Source organism: Niallia sp. FSL W8-0635, assembly GCF_038007965.1.
Lineage (GTDB): Bacteria > Bacillota > Bacilli > Bacillales > Cytobacillaceae > Niallia.
This window is the reverse complement of sequence record NZ_JBBOYD010000002.1, coordinates 274,377-293,491: the sequence shown is the minus strand read 5'-3', so window position 1 is coordinate 293,491 and position 19,115 is coordinate 274,377. Positions and strand designations below refer to the sequence as shown.

Annotated in this window: 18 protein-coding genes and 4 pseudogenes; 9 read left to right on the top strand and 13 right to left on the bottom strand. The window is 36.0% G+C overall.

Going from position 1 to position 19,115, the window contains the following annotated elements; translation table 11 throughout:
• Positions 1-377: 377 nt before the first annotated feature.
• Positions 378-2,826 (top strand): annotated as a pseudogene (locus NYE52_RS23765) (Tn3 family transposase); the annotation flags it as partial.
• A 354-nt stretch (positions 2,827-3,180) separates the two neighbouring features.
• A complete protein-coding gene (locus NYE52_RS23760) occupies positions 3,181-3,621 on the top strand; it encodes an Hsp20/alpha crystallin family protein (RefSeq protein WP_031538339.1) in 441 nt (146 codons plus the stop codon).
• A gap of 156 nt (positions 3,622-3,777) precedes the next feature.
• Here the strand turns inward: NYE52_RS23760 and NYE52_RS23755 are convergent, their stop codons facing one another.
• Both NYE52_RS23755 and NYE52_RS23750 read right to left on the bottom strand, forming a co-directional pair.
• Positions 3,778-5,511, bottom strand: a complete 1,734-nt coding sequence (locus tag NYE52_RS23755; protein ID WP_236691830.1) for an IS1182 family transposase — start codon at positions 5,509-5,511, stop codon at positions 3,778-3,780.
• Between the two features lie 319 nt (positions 5,512-5,830).
• A pseudogene (locus tag NYE52_RS23750) lies at positions 5,831-6,049 on the bottom strand (IS66 family transposase); the annotation flags it as partial.
• A 22-nt stretch (positions 6,050-6,071) separates the two neighbouring features.
• Here NYE52_RS23750 and NYE52_RS23745 point away from each other — a divergent pair.
• Positions 6,072-6,206, top strand: a pseudogene (locus NYE52_RS23745) (transposase domain-containing protein); the annotation flags it as partial.
• Here the strand turns inward: NYE52_RS23745 and NYE52_RS23740 are convergent.
• Positions 6,163-6,495 carry a DnaB-like helicase N-terminal domain-containing protein gene (locus NYE52_RS23740; RefSeq protein WP_031538341.1) on the bottom strand — a complete coding sequence of 111 codons (333 nt, stop codon included), beginning with the start codon at positions 6,493-6,495 and terminating at the stop codon, positions 6,163-6,165. The pseudogene NYE52_RS23745 and the gene NYE52_RS23740 overlap by 44 nt on opposite strands.
• 738 nt (positions 6,496-7,233) lie before the next feature.
• Here NYE52_RS23740 and NYE52_RS23735 point away from each other — a divergent pair.
• The 4 genes and pseudogenes from NYE52_RS23735 (at position 7,234) to NYE52_RS23720 (ending at position 9,226) form a co-directional block, all read left to right on the top strand.
• Complete coding sequence (locus tag NYE52_RS23735; RefSeq protein ID WP_031538343.1) at positions 7,234-7,443, top strand: YuzF family protein; 210 nt, start codon at positions 7,234-7,236, stop codon at positions 7,441-7,443.
• A 24-nt stretch (positions 7,444-7,467) separates the two neighbouring features.
• Positions 7,468-8,358 carry a manganese catalase family protein gene (locus tag NYE52_RS23730; protein WP_031538344.1) on the top strand — a complete coding sequence of 297 codons (891 nt, stop codon included), beginning with the start codon at positions 7,468-7,470 and terminating at the stop codon, positions 8,356-8,358.
• Positions 8,359-8,376: 18 nt separating this feature from the next.
• Positions 8,377-8,634 (top strand): annotated as a pseudogene (locus NYE52_RS23725) (cell wall hydrolase); the annotation flags it as partial.
• Between the two features lie 55 nt (positions 8,635-8,689).
• The gene (locus NYE52_RS23720) at positions 8,690-9,226 is read left to right on the top strand and encodes a DUF3888 domain-containing protein (RefSeq protein ID WP_031538345.1); all 537 of its coding nucleotides are present in this window, start codon (positions 8,690-8,692) and stop codon (positions 9,224-9,226) included.
• Positions 9,227-9,479: 253 nt separating this feature from the next.
• Here the strand turns inward: NYE52_RS23720 and NYE52_RS23715 are convergent, their stop codons facing one another.
• The 10 genes from NYE52_RS23715 to NYE52_RS23670 all read right to left on the bottom strand — a co-directional run bounded on the left by NYE52_RS23715 (position 9,480) and on the right by NYE52_RS23670 (position 15,487).
• On the bottom strand, positions 9,480-9,734 hold the full coding sequence (locus NYE52_RS23715) for a YetF domain-containing protein (protein WP_223254541.1): 255 nt from the start codon (positions 9,732-9,734) through the stop codon (positions 9,480-9,482).
• A gap of 113 nt (positions 9,735-9,847) precedes the next feature.
• On the bottom strand, positions 9,848-10,285 hold the full coding sequence (locus NYE52_RS23710; protein ID WP_031538346.1) for a hypothetical protein: 438 nt from the start codon (positions 10,283-10,285) through the stop codon (positions 9,848-9,850).
• A 381-nt stretch (positions 10,286-10,666) separates the two neighbouring features.
• Entirely contained in the window at positions 10,667-11,167 is a 501-nt protein-coding gene (locus NYE52_RS23705; RefSeq protein WP_341195286.1) for a YitT family protein, read from the bottom strand.
• Positions 11,168-11,781: 614 nt separating this feature from the next.
• Positions 11,782-12,642 (bottom strand): DUF421 domain-containing protein, encoded by an 861-nt coding sequence (locus NYE52_RS23700; RefSeq protein ID WP_031538347.1) that lies wholly within the window; start codon positions 12,640-12,642, stop codon positions 11,782-11,784.
• 28 nt (positions 12,643-12,670) lie between these two features.
• Positions 12,671-12,877, bottom strand: a complete 207-nt coding sequence (locus NYE52_RS23695) for a DUF1657 domain-containing protein (RefSeq protein WP_031538348.1) — start codon at positions 12,875-12,877, stop codon at positions 12,671-12,673.
• An 11-nt stretch (positions 12,878-12,888) separates the two neighbouring features.
• Positions 12,889-13,239: a stage V sporulation protein AE gene (gene spoVAE / locus NYE52_RS23690; protein WP_031538349.1), complete on the bottom strand. Its 351-nt coding sequence runs from the start codon at positions 13,237-13,239 to the stop codon at positions 12,889-12,891.
• A 1-nt stretch (position 13,240) separates the two neighbouring features.
• Positions 13,241-14,254, bottom strand: coding sequence for a stage V sporulation protein AD (gene spoVAD, locus NYE52_RS23685; RefSeq protein WP_031538350.1), 1,014 nt, complete (start codon positions 14,252-14,254; stop codon positions 13,241-13,243).
• Entirely contained in the window at positions 14,254-14,733 is a 480-nt protein-coding gene (gene spoVAC, locus NYE52_RS23680) for a stage V sporulation protein AC (RefSeq protein ID WP_017695333.1), read from the bottom strand. Before spoVAC ends, spoVAD begins: the two co-directional genes overlap by 1 nt.
• A gap of 17 nt (positions 14,734-14,750) precedes the next feature.
• Positions 14,751-15,206, bottom strand: coding sequence for a YhcN/YlaJ family sporulation lipoprotein (locus NYE52_RS23675; protein WP_031538351.1), 456 nt, complete (start codon positions 15,204-15,206; stop codon positions 14,751-14,753).
• A 74-nt stretch (positions 15,207-15,280) separates the two neighbouring features.
• A complete protein-coding gene (locus NYE52_RS23670; protein ID WP_017695330.1) occupies positions 15,281-15,487 on the bottom strand; it encodes a DUF1657 domain-containing protein in 207 nt (68 codons plus the stop codon).
• Positions 15,488-15,774: 287 nt separating this feature from the next.
• Here NYE52_RS23670 and NYE52_RS23665 point away from each other — a divergent pair, with 287 nt between their 5' ends.
• Together NYE52_RS23665 and NYE52_RS23660 are read left to right on the top strand one after the other, a co-directional pair.
• The gene (locus NYE52_RS23665; RefSeq protein ID WP_162837599.1) at positions 15,775-15,948 is read left to right on the top strand and encodes a hypothetical protein; all 174 of its coding nucleotides are present in this window, start codon (positions 15,775-15,777) and stop codon (positions 15,946-15,948) included.
• A 141-nt stretch (positions 15,949-16,089) separates the two neighbouring features.
• A complete protein-coding gene (locus NYE52_RS23660) occupies positions 16,090-19,086 on the top strand; it encodes a Tn3 family transposase (protein WP_031538352.1) in 2,997 nt (998 codons plus the stop codon).
• Positions 19,087-19,115: the final 29 nt, after the last annotated feature.

Sequence of the window (19,115 nt, the reverse complement as noted above, 5' to 3'; positions counted from 1 at the left end):
GAATGATCATTAATTTTGTAGAAGCCGGCAATCTCGTCGGTTTTTTTACTGAACATTTTGTGTCCGAAGCGCCGCCGATCAGTAGCGCTTCTTGTGTCTACTACGCATTATTTCTTGTTATGTATAATGAAAAATCTATTCAACAAATCGGGCGAAATAGTGGAAGAACTCTTTGTTTTTAAACGACTTTATTGTTATTTATTTTGAGATAAATGGGTACAGGATGAAGAAAGTTAAACAACTATTTTTTAACACCGTTCTACATTTAGAACGGTGTTATCTGTGTTTAAAGTATTAAGATTCAACAACTTGATTGTAAATGAACAGATGTGCAAAATAGCACTTAAAATAAGCGCAAATTACCTCCTAAAGTGACAGCAAGGGCAATGGCTGAAAAGAAACTGTTTAATACTGTTAGTCAATCTCTTACAAATGAACAAAAAGGAAAGCTTGAAGAGATCATTACTTCGCAGCATCCATCCGAATCCAATAAAACGATATTGGGTTGGTTAAAGGAACCGCCGGGTCATCCTTCACCCGAAACATTTCTAAAAGTAATAGAACGACTCGAATACATACGAGGAATGGAATTAGAAACGGTACAAATTAGTCATTTGCATCGCAATCGCCTGTTACAACTATCTCGCTTAGGCTCAAGATATGAGCCATATGCATTCCGTGACTTTCAAGAAAATAAGCGATATTCGATATTAACCGTCTATTTATTACATCTTACTCAAGAGTTAACGGATAAAGCTTTTGAAATTCATGATAGACAAATACTTAGTCTGTTATCAAAAGGCCGTAAGGCTCAAGAGGAAATTCAGAAACAAAACGGTAAAAAGCTGAATGAGAAAGTTATACACTTTACGAACATCGGACAAGCTTTAATCAAAGCAAAAAAGGAAAAATTAGACGTTTTTGAGGTTTTAGAATCCGTTATCGAATGGAATTCTTTTGTCTCTTCGGTCGAAGAAGCTCAGGAGCTTGCACGCCCTGCCGACTATGATTATTTAGACTTACTGCAAAAACGATTTTATTCACTTAGAAAATATACGCCAACGCTATTAAGGGTATTGGAATTTCATTCTACAAAAGCAAATGAACCACTTTTACAAGCTGTTGAGATTATCCGTGGAATGAACGAATCCGGAAAGCGAAAAGTGCCTAATGACTCACCTGTGGATTTTATTTCAAAACGTTGGAAAAAGCATTTATACGAGGATGATGGTACAACAATCAATCGTCATTACTATGAAATGGCTGTTTTAACAGAACTTCGGGAGCATGTTAGGGCAGGAGATGTTTCCATTGTTGGCAGCAGACAATATAGAGACTTTGAAGAATATTTGTTTTCAGAAGATACATGGAATCAAACGAAGGAGAATACAAGATTATCAGTTAGTTTATCATTCGAGGATTATATGACGGAGAGAACCAGCAGCCTAAAGGTTAAAGTGGTTAGCTACCAATTCCAACAAGTTAGACGGGGTTTCTCTTGAAAAAGGAAAGCTGTCAATTGCACGCTTAGAAAAAGATGTTCCAGAAGAAGCAAAAAAATTTAGTGCAAGCCTGTATCAGATGCTACCAAGAATAAAATTAACCGATTTACTGATGGATATTGCTTATATAACAGGATTTCATGAGCAATTTATTCATGCTTCCAATAATCGAAAACCGGATAAAGAAGAAACAATTATTATTATGGCTGCTCTTTTAGGAATGGGAATGAATATTGGTTTAAGCAAAATGGCTGAAGCAACACCCGGACTTACATATAAGCAATTGGCCAATGTATCACAATGGCGCATGTATGAAGATGCAATGAATAAAGCCCAAGCCGTATTAGTAAATTTTCATCACAAATTGCAATTGTCTTCTTATTGGGGAGACGGTACAACATCCTCGTCCGATGGTATGAGAATGCAGATAGGCGTTTCATCGCTACATGCAGATGCAAACCCACATTATGGAACTAGAAAAGGAGCCACCATCTATCGTTTTACAAGTGATCAATTTTCTTCTTATTACACAAAGATTATTCATACTAATTCAATGGATGCGATTCATGTTTTGGATGGTTTGTTACACCATGAGACGGATCTAAATATAGTAGAGCATTATACAGACACGGCTGGTTACACAGACCAAATATTCGGACTGACCCATTTATTAGGATTTAAATTTGCTCCAAGAATACGAGATTTATCAGACTCGAAATTATTTACAATAGATAAGGCAAGTGAGTATCCAAAATTAGAAGTCATTTTACGTGGACAAATAAATACAAAGGTCATTAAAGAGAATTATGAGGATGTTTTGCGATTAGCTCATTCTATAAGGGAAGGAACAGTTTCAGCATCCCTTATTATGGGGAAATTAGGTTCTTATTCAAGACAAAACAGCTTGGCTACAGCCTTACGTGAGATGGGCCGAATAGAAAAAACGATCTTTATTTTGAATTATATTTCGGATGAATCATTAAGAAGAAAAATACAAAAAGGATTGAATAAAGGAGAAGCCATGAATGGACTGGCAAGAGCTATTTTCTTCGGAAAACAAGGCGAGCTTAGGGAACGAACCATACAGCATCAATTGCAAAGGGCCAGTGCCTTAAACATCATTATCAATGCCATCAGTATCTGGAATACTTTACATCTAACAAAGGCAGTTGAATATCAAAAACGGTCAGGTAGTTTTAATGAAGAATTATTGCACCATATGTCACCTCTAGGTTGGGAACATATTAATTTACTTGGAGAATACCATTTTAATTCGGAGAAAATGGTCTCGTTAGATTCTTTAAGACCATTGAAACTTTCTTAACGTTGTTAAAACTGGGGGAATCGTCTTGAAAATGGGCTTAGCGTTGTAAATTCGCATTTTCCTGACGCTACCCCCAAATGAGGATTTATATAAAGAAGTAACGTTCGCTGCATTGTCTTCAATAACAGCTAAAGGAGGCTTTCTCGAGTTAGAATCCCATCTTGGGTCTAAAGAAAGGTCACAGCTTTTTGGATATGAGGTTAAAACTAATGACACTGAGGAGAGCTAATTAGGCTCTCCTTTTTCTGTAATAGGATGCTTTTCTAAAACTGACTCAGCTTATCCCTTAAATGAATAATTACATAGTAAATGGGAAAAATATATTTGTTAAAAATAACTAAGGAGATGATACAAATGGCATTAATACCTTATGATCCATTTAGACAATTAACTAACATTAGGAGAGATTTTGACAGATTATTCAATGATTTCCCTTTTCATTTAGACAATGAAATGAATCAATTGGGGAATATAAGAGTGGATGTTCATGAAACAGATAAAGAGGTAGTAGCAACTTGTGACATTCCAGGCTTACAGAGTAAAGAAGATGTAAACATTGATATTGAAAATAATGTATTGAGAATTAGTGGCTCAATTAACAGAACTAATGAGATTAAAGAAGAGAATATGCATAGGAGAGAAAGATACACAGGTAGCTTTCACAGAGCTATTACACTACCAACTCCTGTTTCTGAGGAAGGTATAAAGGCTTCTTATAAGGATGGTGTACTAGAAGTTATCATGCCTAAACAAACTCAAACAAATAAAAAGAGAATTGATGTGGATTTCCATTAAAAATGAGCAGTTTGCTACCTGTTATGAAAGAGTTTGGCAGGGATTACTTACAGGAAATTGCTGAGGAACAACCTGACCTAGTTGATTTGCTAATTTTAAGCTGCCATTTACCTCAGGCAAAGAAAAAAATTATTTTAAATGAGCTGACTAATAATATTAAAAATTCCTACCAGGGGCTGTCCGAAAAGTCCCTAAAATAAGGCAAGAGGAGAAAAAGGCTCGTTTTTCTCCTCTTGCTTTTCTATTCTGTTGTTTTATTTTTGAAAGTAGCTGGCGGATGCCCGCTACTTTCAATAGGTTGTGGGCCAATGCCACAATCCCAAACTCGGCATGAACCTTATCGAGCCCCCGCAACGAAAACCTGCGGAACGACCGATTGCCCTTAATATGACCAAACGCACTTTCTACTTCGATTTTCCGTCGAGCGTAGATTGCGGTCTTCTCTTCACATTCAAGGGCTGTTTTCGCTTTGGTTTTCATTTCTTCAAAAATCGTATTCCAGTGAATTTGCCGATTTCCCTTGGCTTTTGTGCACTGGGCCTTCAAGGGACAATCTGTACAGTCTTCGCATTCATAGATTTTGAAACTTTGTTCATAACCGTAGCGATTTTTTTTGGTTTGATATTTTTTAAAGAGAACCTTCCTTCCATTTGGGCAAATAAAATAATCGTCTTGTTCCATATAAGTCCAGTTTTTAGCGTTTTTGATATCATTTTTGAATTTACGTGTTTGTTCATGGAGGTAGGAACCATAAGGAATAAGAAAATCAAAACGTAGCTCTTTTTCTTCTCCTACCGCATAAACATAATTTTCTTCGCTTCCGTAACCTGCATCGGCAATGACGGTTTTAGGCATCGGTAATGATGTAGAGGCGAGCTTTTCCATATGTGGAATAAAACAACGTGTGTCAGTTGGGCGTTGATGAATCGAGTAGAATAGGATAAATTGATTTTCTGTCCCCATTTGAACATTGTATCCTGGTTTTAGCTGACCGTTTTTCATAGGATCTTCTTTCATTCGCATAAAGGTGCCATCTTTGTCCGTTTTTGAATAACTGTTTCGTTCGCCAAAGATTTCGTTCTGTTCCTTATATTTGGCAAGTCGCTCGATGAAATCCTGTCGGATTAACTTCACTGACTTCTTTAATGTACTACGTTCTTTTCGCTTTTCTTTACGGATGTGTGTACAAGATTCTATTTCGATTTCCTCTGTTAACGTTTCTACTTTCTCCTCGAGTTTCTCCGCTACACTTTCTAGAGTAGGTATCGTGTGGTCTTCGTTGAGAAGAACTTCTCCTTGGATCATACCAGCTTCCAATTGGGTTAGTTCCTGAATATGTTGAAGGGTTTCTTGAATTTTTTCTTTTAATTTAGCTTCAAATTTCTCGGTTGATTTCTTCCATACAAAAGTATACTTATTGGCATTGGCCTCGATTTTGGTCCCATCCAAAAAGTAGTTTTCCATTGTGATGTAGTTTTCTTCTATTAGTTTTAGAATCATCACTTCAAATAGCTCGTCTATCAAAACATTCAACCGTACTCCTCTAAACTCATTAATGGTACGGAAATCAGGTTGTTGCATCGCAGCTAGCCACATCGCTGGGATGTTTTCTGTAATCAGCTTTTCGATCCCACGGCAAGAATAAATTTTTTGAGAATAGCCAAATAGAATGATTTTAAGCATCATTTTAGGATGATAAGAGCTTCGTCCTCCACCTTTATAATGGGAGAATAGAATTTTGTCCGAAACAGCCTCTACCATTTCATCTATCACACGGGCCACATGATGAGCTGGAATGAAGGATTCTAAATCAAAAATTGCTTGGATTTGACGGTTGTTGTAAGGTTTGAACGTTGGGGATAATTGCCTTTTATTGTTTTTTTTCTCCATCTCATTCCCTTCTAGAACTGGAAGTAATGTCATTTGCGTGTTATAATTTTCAGTAGTAATCATTTGATTGCACAAAAAAATCATCCTTTCTTTTAATGTTGTGTGGTAACTTCATTTTACTAAAAAGGATGTTTTTTTTGTGCATTTTTTTAGAAAAAAGATAAAAAAAGGGGTCCGAAAAATTAGCTTTTACTCACTTTTCGGACAACCCCTTTTCTTTTGTAAGCCCAAACTATAAAAAATAAGCATACCTTAACCGTACGCATCATAAATCACCGTATATCATGATTTTTTTAATCAGATATACGGTGATTTCATTTTATCTGCCACATTCTGCTTGAATCATTTTTGACCAAGGCATATATTGATTTAAAATTTCCGAATGTGGATAGATATCAAGATTCGGAAAATCTGTCAGTAACTTCAAGAGATAACGATAGAAATCCACTCCGTTTGCTTTTGCCATTTCTGCGATACTTAAACAGATGGCGTTGGCTTTTGCACCAACTTCACTGACGGAAAAGAGCCAGTTTTTTCTTTTATGTGTTTAAGTACATAAAAGGAAAAACTGGATTTTTGCAAACACTCCGAAAGGAGCGAAGGCTAGTGCTGTGACTTATAGTATTGTAGAAACAGCCAAAGAAAATGGGCTTAATCCTTATCAATACTTGATGTACATTTTCGAGAAGCTTCCCAATGAGATGCGAGTAATGAGAACGCCATTGATCGGATTTTTAAAGCCTGATTTTCTACTTCTGTCAAAAATGTCTCGTCATATTCAAATTCCTGTACCTCCGATAAATATCTTATATTTTTTGCTGCTTCAATTCCTCGCCTACGCAAGGATTTCGATTTTACCAAATCACAATAATAAATGGTATTCGCTGTAGTTGGTACTGAGCCAGCTAATTGAGTAAGATAGGTTACGCCGCCCACATCCTCCAGTATCCCTTTTTGATTTAGTTGTTCGGAAACAGTGACCACATCAATATCTTTATAGCCACCCTTTATACTCTTTAATTCTGGTTTTAATTCTTCCTCTGGAATAAGTAATGATAAGGTTTTGAATAGTTTGTCATCACCTTTGTTGCTTAACTCTGCTGCTAATTTATTTACATACCAATTAGGTGCTCCTGTCGCAATTAATCATATCGGCACATGTTTCAACAGATTTTTCAAAGCGATAAATAAATACAACTTCAATATATCTTTGTCCATCTTTCGAGTGCGGCTTAATGACTTCTAATTTTTGAAATAGGCCCGAGATTTACTGGTGTTCCATATAATTATAAATTGTTATACACAACTTCCAGTAGCTTGATAATATTGTCTTGACGTTGAAACAGTTCGTCCTGACGTTGAAATAGTTTGTCAAGAGTTTTCGTTATACTTTGAATGGCATTACCTGTGCCATAAAGTTTATTCTTGAACTCTACAAGCCCTTGCTTTATCTTTTCAATTTTATTGTCAATTACATCGGCGTATGCGAGCCATAGTATAAATTCGTACATAAAAGGATTAGATTAGTCATTCCTAGGTCCAGTTTAAAAAATTAGGTATTGCTAGGCCTAGTTTCGTATTGCAAAAAATGTGCTATTGCCGTTTATTATTTTCAGGATAGTATTTAACAACAAGAGTCAAATTGAACAGTTGTTTTTCAGTCTTTTTTCATATCGAGAAACATATACTCAGTAAGAATGACTTTAGAATAGGAGGATCTAAATGACAAACAACAACCTGTTAAGCTTTTATGATCCATATGTTTATCAGACATTAACAACCATTGTTGGTAAAATTGTTACTGTTCAAACCATAAGAGGTAGCGTTCGTGGCTCCTTGAAAAATGTATTGCCAGATCACATTGTTGTCGAATCTAACGGAACTCCCTTTTTTATTCGTACCCAGCAAATTATTTGGGTTTTTCCTGGTTAACAAAAAGGAAGTGGAGGGGAAATAATGTTTAAAAGAATAAATAAATTGGCAATTGAACTTCCTATACCCGCACACGGCGATATGAATGCTGCAGCAGCAGTACAAGAACTCTTGGGTGGCAAGTTTGGGGAGATGTCTACCTTAAATAACTATATGTTTCAGTCTTTTAACTTCAGAAATAAAAAAAAGCTAAAACCATTCTATGAGTTAGTGGCAAGCATTACAGCAGAAGAATTTGGTCATGTAGAACTTGTTTCTAATACGATTAATTTGTTATCGGTAGGTAATACTTTTCCAGGGAATCCGGATATCACTCCACTTCAAAATGGGAAGGATGCGAGAAACACCCACCATTTTATTTCTACAGCTCAAACGGCTATACCAGGTGATTCAATGGGAAGACCTTGGACTGGTGATAATGTTTTTAATAGTGGAAATCTGGTTTTAGATTTAACACATAACTTTTTTCTAGAGATTGGTGCACGTACACATAAAATGAGAGTTTATGAGATGACTGATAACCCAGTTGCTAGAACCATGATTGGGTATTTACTTGTTCGTGGAGGAACACATATCCTCGCCTATGCGAAAGCAATCGAAATTGCTACAGGGGTAGACTTGACGAAAATGCTTCCAGTTCCAAATCTTGATAACTCAAAATTTGATTATGCCAGACCGTTCATAGAAAAAGGCTTAAGCAATGTGCTATTCACATGGAGCGAAACAGAATACAGGGATATCGGAATGATTTGGAAAGGAACAAATCCGGAAAATGGGCAACCACTTGAAGTGAAAATTGGTACTCCTGAAGGCGGACCAATTCCAAACTTAGAGGAGTTACCTGAAGAATTTGCTCCTGGTATTACTAGGGACGATTATGAATTAATCAAAAAACGTCTAATGGAAAATTTATAATAGATTTTTTGTAGGAAAGTTTTTCAACGACCTGGAGGATTTGAAGCAACTATAAGAGGATATTTTTACCAAGAAGCTAGAGAAACAGAAATTAGGTTAGCAAGGAGACTAATTAAAGGAGAACGATTTCATCCAGCGACATACTCATTATGGTTCTTTAAACCAGAAGGTAGTTGCCCTGCACAATGGTATAATCAATGGAATGCTGGGCGCTATAAATCACACTGTTTTTACTCTCCTACAGAATCATCCTGCCCCGATGTTTATCGAACATAATAGGTTAATATATAATCTTTAAATAAATTTACACTTACAAATGAACAAGTTATGTATGGGGGTACCCCTTAATAAAAAAGAAATCCTTAATGCCACAAAAACATTTTATGGAAAACCAAAGCTTTTCTATCATGATGGAGGAATTATTGATATTACCCAAAATATACGGGATGATTATTATGATGTAACGGTCCAAATTACTACGTTTGAAGGAGCACATAATCCACCATATGGATTTGATACAATCACTTTAAGGATTCAAAGTTTCGAAGTGATAAACTATGAACACAAAGATGTATCGAATATCGGAAAGATACCATTGAATACACTAAAAACATCAACCTACTTAACTACACAGCACTTGATTAATGGGGAAAGCAATTTTGGCTTGGAGGTATTGATATTTCCAAGCCCATTTCTTATTTATCAATCTGGCACTCAACTTCTGTTCCATCTAGAAAAGTTACAATCACTTTTTCCTCTTTATACACCGTCATCTTTTCTACTAGTTTTAAGAATAAATTCATATAGAAAAGCAGGGCCTGACCCCCAGTGCGCTAACGCTTTAGTACGATGGGGGTCAGGCCCTTAATTCCCAAAACTATTTTACTTTCTGTATTTCTTTTTCTGTGATGTAATCGTCTACAGGATTGGTAGCTTCATATAGGGGTAGCGTCAGGAAAATGCGGATTTACAACGTTAAGGATATCAAAATATAAAAAGTCTAATTTCTCGGTGTTATAAGTGAAAAATTAGGCTTTAGTTACTTCATTAAAGCGCTTGATTGTTGAAGACTAAAGTTTATATTCATCAAGAAAATTGATGTGCTCTTATCCTAACAAATTTTATTTAGGACTTACATGTATGCCTTCACTCTCTCGCCAATCTGCATAGAGTATACGCTTTACATTATTATATCCATTAGTAGTTAATTGGTTATCTAACCACTGTTGATCAAATCCGAGTTCATGTAAATTATCCCATAAAATTTCCCCATCTATAATTAACGATGTTGGGACGTCTACTGGACTTTCTGGAAGATTGAGATCTTGCTTGTCTGGTTTTTGATACTTGGAATTTAATAATAGTGTTGTGTAAATAACTATTTATAAAGAGTAAAAAATGAACAAACGCCAACACCTTGAACTTAGGGTTTGGCGTTTTCTCTATACGAATTACAAATAGGCCATTGACCCCTCTCTATTTGGGATGGCTAGACTTCCATTTTATAGTCTAATAAAATTTTCCTTAAATCCTGTCTCGGTATTTCCAAATTAATTGTCACCTGTATAAGTTCGTCCTCTTTATCACTTTCCCGATCCGACAATTCGATTTCGCGATCAGATTGAGTGGACAACTCCACACCTTCCCTCACATCGGAATTAACGTCTTCTTTACCACTTATTGATTCTCCATACAACATTTCCCACTGTTCATATAAGTTTTTTGCTGTGTGATATTCATCAAGATCAGCTTCTGTATCTATCTGTAATTTTTCTTTCAACCCACGACATGACTCTTCCCATTCCTCTAAGGTCTTCAAATCAAATAATTTTGAAAACCTTGGTTTCATTCTTTCCCAATGCAAATAAATGTTATCACACCATTCCAGCAACTCTTCACGATATTGTATTTCTTCTACTTCTTCCATTCCTCTTCATCTCCCGACCATAATTTTCATCCATAATATTCAAAAAACAATCGACATGTTTAAAAATACAAATAGGTAAATTTCGTTAATGCTTCTGGTTATGAAAAGGTAAGTGGCCCCCGGTAATTGATAATAGACTTATCAAAAGTAAATTATTCAAAATGACACAAACCTTTTATTAAAGCATCCTTGTTAATGATTTTTACCTATTTGATATTAACAATTTCATCATATGCTCCGCGATTGTCCAATGACTAGACAGTTGCCTAATTGTTATTAATTGGAATTACTTGGTCAATAATCATTGCTTTTAAAATTCCAAGTGCAAAGGCTTGTAGTTATTCCACCAGATGAAATAGTTATAGCCGAAAGAAAGAAAGTTTATGTTGAAACGAATAAACCCCCAAGACAAATAACAAAAACAGCCATAATGAGAATGATGATCCCAACATTAATTTTAATGAATTCAGAAAAGTACTGGGCTAATAAATCTGTTCCACCTGTGCTTGTCTCGAAGCGAAGCATAAGACCAATGCCAAAACCAATGAATACACCACCTGTAAATGAACTAAGAATTGGTGAAAATTTTATAGGAACTTGATTAACGTTATGAAAAAGGTCAATAAAAAATGATGATAAAAGCATACCGTGCAAACTATTAAAAAAATATGAACGATACTTAAACCAAGCTAGAGCAAAAATGGGGATGCTCAATACCATTATCGTGAACCCGGCGTTTGTATTTAATAAATAACTAATAATTAAACCTAGGCCAATAATTCCGCCATCTAAAACTTTGTTTGGTAATAAAAAAGTATTTATTCCCAACGCTATTGACATGCTGCCTACAAGAATAGCAACTGCTTTCATAAAATATGGCATTTATTAAGAACTCTCCTGTCTAAATGGACGTGTTCTATGTATATGCCAAAAACGTTAGCATTATAGACAACTTTTACTTCACTGAATATAACTTCTGAAGTGCAAGTAGACGCAACATAAGCGCAAAAAAACGATAACTAATAACCCTAGCCCTTGTAGGTCAAGTAACCCTGTTTAAAGGAAAATGTCTATTAATGATACAAAAAAACTACCCGAGGTGAGGCAGTTTTTGCAGATAGACATTAAATTTATTCAATTATAATATATGATATAGGTGCATTCCCAGTTTACTCCCTTTATTTTACACTAGGCGATAACATAAATACGATTTTGATACTTCTGCTCTTTCCCTACTAACGAATAGGTATCACGACTTCCTTCTAGAGTATTTACATCATTTGTAGCAGAATATTTAGTTGAAAAAATTTCCTAGCGTTTTTAAATTTAACGGCTGAAGAAAAACTTTCTATATATACATATACCCGAATCAATTTTAAAAAAATATTTTTCCAAAGATTTTATTTTCAAGATTCGACTTAATGATATTATATAAAAAAATGGTACTACTTTTTTGTTATGTGTCTTAAGATCATCCAAGATAGCGAAATAAACCATTATCCTTTTAAAATAGGCATCATTTTAACAATAGCTTCTTGTAGTTTTTCACTATTTTTACTATACATTTGCTTAGCTTCTTTTGATTCGGTTCCAAGAGCAAATAGTTCTAAGTCTGCTTGACATTTTTTCAAGGTTGAAAGAATTAAGGGTCTTTCTTGTGGGGGTGCGACTTGTAATTTATCGTCAAACAGATCAATCGTTAACTCTCCGTAAGAATTAATCTGTCCGAGAAATACATTTTCAACCGTAACCCCTAATTTTTCTAACTCAGTGTGTAGCCAAGCTCGATTTCGTCCAATTGTAGCTAGCGGTTCGTCAAATAAGACACCATCCATAATGACAGTCTGTGGTTCTTTAATGGAAGGAACAAATAAGTTTAAATCTTTTGCTGTTAATGGTTGGTTCTCTTTTTTCAACATAACGGATAAATCTCCTGTTGCCTCTAGCACTGCAAATTCTACATCAGACACCTGAAAGACATCCTTTCTGCGAAGTAGTTCTAACAGTTCATCTGTTGTATATCTTTCCTTTTTTAAATTATCTTCCATGATTTTACCATCTTTGATAAATACAGTTGATTTCCCTTCTATAAAATTGCGAAAACCTTTACTTCTTAATGAAATTAAACCAGCAAAAAAGGGAATAGCAGCAAAAATGAAGATTCCAATAATTCCATGAAATATACTTCGTTCAAGTCCCATAGCTACTTCTGCACCAATACTTCCAATAGAAATACCAGTGACATATTCAAAGAAAGTTAGTTCAGAAATTTGCTTTTTCCCTAACCATTTTGTGATTAAAAATAAAACAGCAACAAATAATGCTGAGCGTACAGCTATATCTAACCATTCAGGCACCGCTTATACCCCCTGTAAATATAGTTTTCTAGAAACCTTTGTACTGAAATTCCTCTCCTTCTAGTTCTCCTACTCTTTTTTTTAAATCTTTTGTTACTTCGTGTACGACCATCATAACCTCATGCAAAGTTCTTTTCGATTCATCATCAAAAGTCCGTAAGGCTAAACTTGAGAGACTTGCTTCTACTCCCTTTAGACTGGCAAAACACTGTTTAACATCTGATCCTACTGTCATCCTAAGTCTCCTTATCCTTTTGGTTTAAAAAGTAAAGCTCCTATCATGCCGAAAACAATGGCTGCTGAAATACCGGAACTAGTTACTTCAAAAATTCCTGTCAGTACACCAACTAACCCATGTTTTTCTGCTTCCTGCATCGCACCATGAACAAGCGAATTCCCAAAACTTGTAATCGGAACGGTGGCCCCTGCCCCAGCAAAATCAATCAACGGTTCATATAAACCAAACCCATCTAAAATTGCCCCCACTACTACAAGGGTACTTAACGTATGTCCCGGTGTAAGTTTAAAAACATCAAACATTATCTGCCCAATCACACAAATCAAACCACCTACTGTGAATGCCCAAAAATAGGTCATATCATTGTTCACCTCCATATTCAATCGATACCGCATGTGCAATACAAGGAATCGTTTCATTTTGCTGAAAAGAAAGAGGAGATAATAAAGCACCTGTTGCAACGACTAACATTCTTTTGAATTCACCTTTTTTCATCCGGTTTAACAGATGACCATAAACTACCGTTGCTGAGCATCCTGCTCCACTTGCTCCTGCAAGAACCGGTTGCCCCTCCCTATAAATCATAAGGCCACAATCTTGGTATTGCTCTTTACGAATAGGAATTCCATGCTCTTTAAATAGATCCAAAGAAACTTCATGCCCAATTTTCCCAAGGTCTCCTGTAACAATTAAGTCATAATAAGACGGATCGACGTTTCGTTCTTTTAAATGCGCTTCAATGGTATCAACTGCAGCAGGAGCCATAGCCCCTCCCATATTAAAAGGATCGGTTAGACCCATATCAATTACACGACCTATTGTGGCAGAAGTGACACGAGGCCCATCCCCAGAATCACTTAAAAGGGCTACACCGGCGCCAGTAACTGTCCATTGTGCCGTAGGAGGTTTTTGTCCACCATACTCTGTAGGATACCGAAATTGTTTTTCAACAGCTGTATCATGACTGGAAGCTCCTGTTAACAAATATTTAGCCCCTTTTGTATTAACGATATAAGCACCTAGAGCCAATCCTTCCATAGACGTAGAGCAGGCACCGAATAAACCAAAATACGGAGATCCAATTGTTCGACTGGCAAAACTTGTCGGAGTTATCTGGTTGATCAGATCCCCAGCTAGGATAAATTGAACTTGATCTTTTTGGATGCCCCCTTTTTCCATGGCTTTTTGACAGGCTTCTTCAAAAAGGACTTTATGTGCCTTTTCATAGGAATCCTGTCCAAGCCATAAATCAGCATGAAGGAGATCGAAATCTTCTGCGATCGCTCCGTTTGCTTCAAATGGTCCTCCAACTGTTCCAGTAGAAAGTATCACAGGTTTGTGTTCAAAGATCCATGTACGATGACCTGCAAGCATTATAAACCACCCCACTGGATTAAAATGGTCTTGATGAGGGCAATGACAAAAGCAGAAAAAACACCAAATAAAATAACCGCCCCTGCTAATTTAAACATGTTGCCGCCTACGCCCAGTACAAATCCTTCGGAACGATGCTCAATGGCAGGTGATATGACCGCATTGCCAAAACCAGTTACGGGTACAGCTGTTCCAGCCCCTCCAAATTGGGCCATTCGATCATATACACCAAAACCAGTAAGAAGCATCGTAATAAAAATTAACGTACCCACTGTCGGATTTCCGGCCGTTTGCTCAGTAAAATCAAAAAAATAAATGTAAAAGTCAGAAATACACTGACCGATCAGACAGATAAGTCCACCAGTTATAAAGGCCTTTATACAATTTTTAACAACCGGTCTTTTAATCTCTCGTTGTTTTTGCAATTTTTGGTATTCCTGTTGCACAGGAGTGAGTTGTTTCTTTTGATTATTAGACATAACTCGTTCCTTTCTCTTTATGTTTGTTCCTTCATAAGACTTTTCAGTTTATTTAAATCCTTTTTTAAGTTTTTCTCATTCGTATCGTTTTTTTTCAGTCTCTGTTCTATGTTTTCAAGTTCCCAGAACATTTTTTTATCACTCGAAACAAATACTTTATGATCGGGATACATTTTTTTTAAGTCAGATTTAACTGACTTCTCGATATTTTTTAATCGGAAACGGTTGAAATTTCCGACTTTTATCGCTACTAAAAGCTCATTATCTGTATTCACAGCCTTTACATCCGAAATTTCTTCCTTAGTGATAATCTTTTCTTTAGCATGATTGGCAACAGATTGATCAATTGGTTTACTTGTATGTACTTGTGAAATACTCAAATCATTATTATTATCTAACTGATTTTGGTTCCCGTTACACCCTGAACCCATTCCGATAAGGATTAAAATGAAAAATAATATTTTCACTTTCATGAAATCACCTCCATGTTTTACCAGTATAGGGATGCAAAAGGTTGGCCTTTCAACCAACCTTTTCGCCATACTCATTATTGTTGTTTGTATTGAGGTTCTTCTTGTTCGATTTGTTGAACACGTGGTTCAACATTATCAATAACGGATTGGGTTTGTGTAGCAGCATCTTGATAAAGTTTCTTAGCTTGTTGATTATCCGTACTGAGAGCAAATGTTTCAAAGCTAGCTTGAGCGCTTTTTAATCCAGCTAAAGCTGTTTTAACGTCATTTATGACTGTCATGAATAACACCTCCTATGATTTGACAGTAATATGGTGCTAAATAAAATATAAATTTATTCATTTATTTTTAAAATTTAAATATGAAATATTTTAAGGTTTTTGGTAAATCAAGCTTTTTTAAAAAAGTGATTAAAGTTCAGTTGATTTATTCATGGGTTACTGTGAGTTTTAGTCCAAACATAGACATATATGCTTTTTGTTTTGGAAATGGAGTAATAGTTGCAGGTTTGTGTTATTAAATTATTTAACATAAGAAAGTGGAAAATTATCAAAGGAGAATAGGAAGTATGTATAAAGATTATAGTGAAATGGTTTTAGGACCAAAACCACGAGCTAGACAAAAGAATTTTTTTGGAAGTTTAGAGGATAGTTTTAAAAATCCTATTATACATAAGGAAATTCATCGCGATAAAGTTTATGTTCCCTTAGATCTAAGTAGGGTTTGGGACAGGATACATTAAAATAAGCATTTTCATTTGTATAGCAACTTCTAGGCTTAGTGACAGGGTTGCTGCTCTAGACCGCAAAGTAGAGTTTTCACCCTCTATTCAATAGATTACACTCAAAATAGTGATTATTCTAATGTTAGGGGAAGGATATTTATGAAACGAAATTGGAATGAAGATGAGCTGCTAGAACATTTTGTAGTAGTATCAATTGAAAGAAAACTGATTGGTAATAAAACAGGGGCAAGTCGTTTAGGATTTGCAGTATTATTAAAGTACTTTCAACAAGAGGCTAGATTTCCTTCTAAGAAACAAGATATTCCCAAAGTGGTAGTTGAATTTATAGCACAGCAATTGGGGTTATCTTCAGTGCTCTTTGTGGAATATCGTTGGGGCGCAGATGAAAGAAACTTTACTTATTATCGAAAACAAATTCGAGAATTCTTCGGTTTTCGAGAACTTACAGCAAAAGATAACGAACTTTTGACAGAGTGGTTACACGGTCAAGTTCAATTTACTCATGATATCGACTACTTAAAAAATCAGGCATATAGCTTATTTCGTAAGTGGAAAGTCGAACCTCCTTCGATTGGAAGCTTGAATCGGATGATTGATTCTGCCATTGACACTTTTGAAAAGAATTTATATCAATCGACTTATCATCAGCTGTCTCCTAGGACTTGTTCTCGATTAGATGCATTACTGGAATCTCATGCGGATGAGGAATCGGAAGAAGGTTTTGAAGAAGAGTTTCATGAGAAAGTGGAATCTGACATTTTAACTTTTCGGCACCTTTTATCTTCTCCTCGTAAACCAAGTGTAAGCACCATGGAAATGGAAGTTAAAAAACTATTAGCGATCAAGCATCTACACATTCCTCCAGGATTATTTCATCATTTGACTCCGAAATTAGTAAAGAAATATCGACTTCGTGCAGCTACGGAGACCTTAACGGAATTGCGTGCACACCCAGCACCCATTCGTTATACTCTACTTGCCATCTTATTTTCGCATCGTCATGGGGAAGTCATTGATTATTTAGCTGATTTATTGGATGAAATTACGCTTAAGTTCGGAAATAAGGCCAAGAATACAACCCGAAAAGAAGCAGTAAAGGAATTAGAAAGAATCCAAGGGAAAAATAAACATATTGTCAACTTATTAAAAGCGACGGTAGATCATCCAGAAGGCGTTATTCAAGATACTCTATTCCCTATTGTCAGTCCTTCCACGATTCAAGATATTATAAAAGATATGACAAAAAATAATCGGGAATACAAAGAAAAAATCTATACAAAGATGCATGCCTCTTATCGCGGATATTATCGACATGCTTTCTCTAATATTTTAATGAATCTTACCTTTCGGTCCAACAATAAATTTCATCAACCTGTGATTGAAGCCATTCAACTCATTCGAGAATATGGAGAAAGTGGGCAACGTTTTTTCGCTGCTGGAGATGAAGTGCCTATTGAAGGCGTAATTCAGCCCAAATGGAAAGATGTCATTATCGAGATAGACAGCAAAGGCATAGAGAGAGTGAATCGAATCAATTATGAAATTGCAGTGATCCAATCGCTTCGTACTCGTCTTCGTTGTAAAGAAATTTGGATTGAGGGTGCTGATCGATATCGAAACCCAGATGAAGATCTCCCCCAAGATTTTGAAGAGCACAAGGAAGAATATTTTCAAGCACTGAAAGCACCACTTGATGTAGAGCCTTTTATCGAAGATATTATACAGTTGATGAAAGATAAGCTCCAATTACTAAATCAAGGGTTAGAGGTTCAAAGTAACGAACAAGTCGCGATTACTACTAGAAATAACAAGGGGTGGATTCGAGTCACTCCACTTGAAAAGCAAATTGAACCCCCACATGTGATGAGGATTAAACAGGAGATTAAGAATCGTTGGTCTGATATCAACCTATTGGATTTATTAAAAGAAACAGATTTTCATACGGAGTTTACCCAGCATTTTAAGACCACTGCTGATAGCGAGATTTTAGATCGAGAAACCATCCAACGACGGCTTCTTCTCAGTTTATTTGGATTAGGAACGAATACAGGTTTGAAAGCTGTTTCTGCTGGAAACCACCTAGATGGTTATCGGGAGCTTCGGTATATCCGTCAAAAATTTATTCATAAAGATCATTTACGAAAAGCCAATGCAGAGGTTACCAATCATATTATCTACCATCGGCAGAAAGAAGTATGGGGAGAAGCTACTACTGCATGTGCTTCCGATTCAAAACATTTTGGATCTTGGGATCAGAACCTCCTTTCCGAATGGCATCCTCGTTATAAGAGGCAGGGGGTTATGATTTATTGGCATACGGATCGAAAATCGGCATGTATTTATTCTCAGCTTAAGTCCTGTCTCTCTTCCGAAGTGGCCGCGATGATAGAAGGGGTCCTTCGTCACTGCACAGATATGAAAATCGATCGAAATTATGTCGATACACACGGACAAAGTGTGGTTGCTTTTGCTTTTTGTCATCTGCTTGGTTTTAAGCTGATGCCACGTTTCAAAAATATAGGTTCTCAAAAGTTATATCGTCCAGAAGCTGGCATGAATGATGAATATCCTCACCTGCAACCGGTTTTAAGTAGACCAATTAACTGGGATCTTATTGGACAACAGTATGAACAAATCATTAAGTATGCAACTGCTCTACGTTTGGGTACTGCTTCTGCCGAATCCATATTAAAGCGATTTACTAGGGATACAAAACATCCAACATATCTAGCTTTATGTGAATTAGGGAAAGCGATTAAAACGATCTTTTTATGTGATTATTTACACTATGAAGAGATTCGCAGGGAGATCCATGAAGGATTAAATACAGTGGAACAATGGAACTCGGTGAACACCTATATTTTTTATGGAAAAAATAGTGAAATTCGTTCCAATTCTATAGAAGATCATGAGGTGTCTGCCTTATCACTTCAATTGCTGCAAAATTGCTTAGTCTATATGAATACCTTAATGGTACAAGAAGTACTTTATGACAACAACCAATATTGGTTGGAGAAAATGACTCCAGAAGATTTTAGGGGATTAACACCTTTATTTTATCATCATGTCAATCCATACGGAACTTTTGAACTCAATATGAATCAGCGAATACCTATTAAGTTGAAAGTGTCGTAGTTTTGATCATTTTGATCGGTGACAAAAAC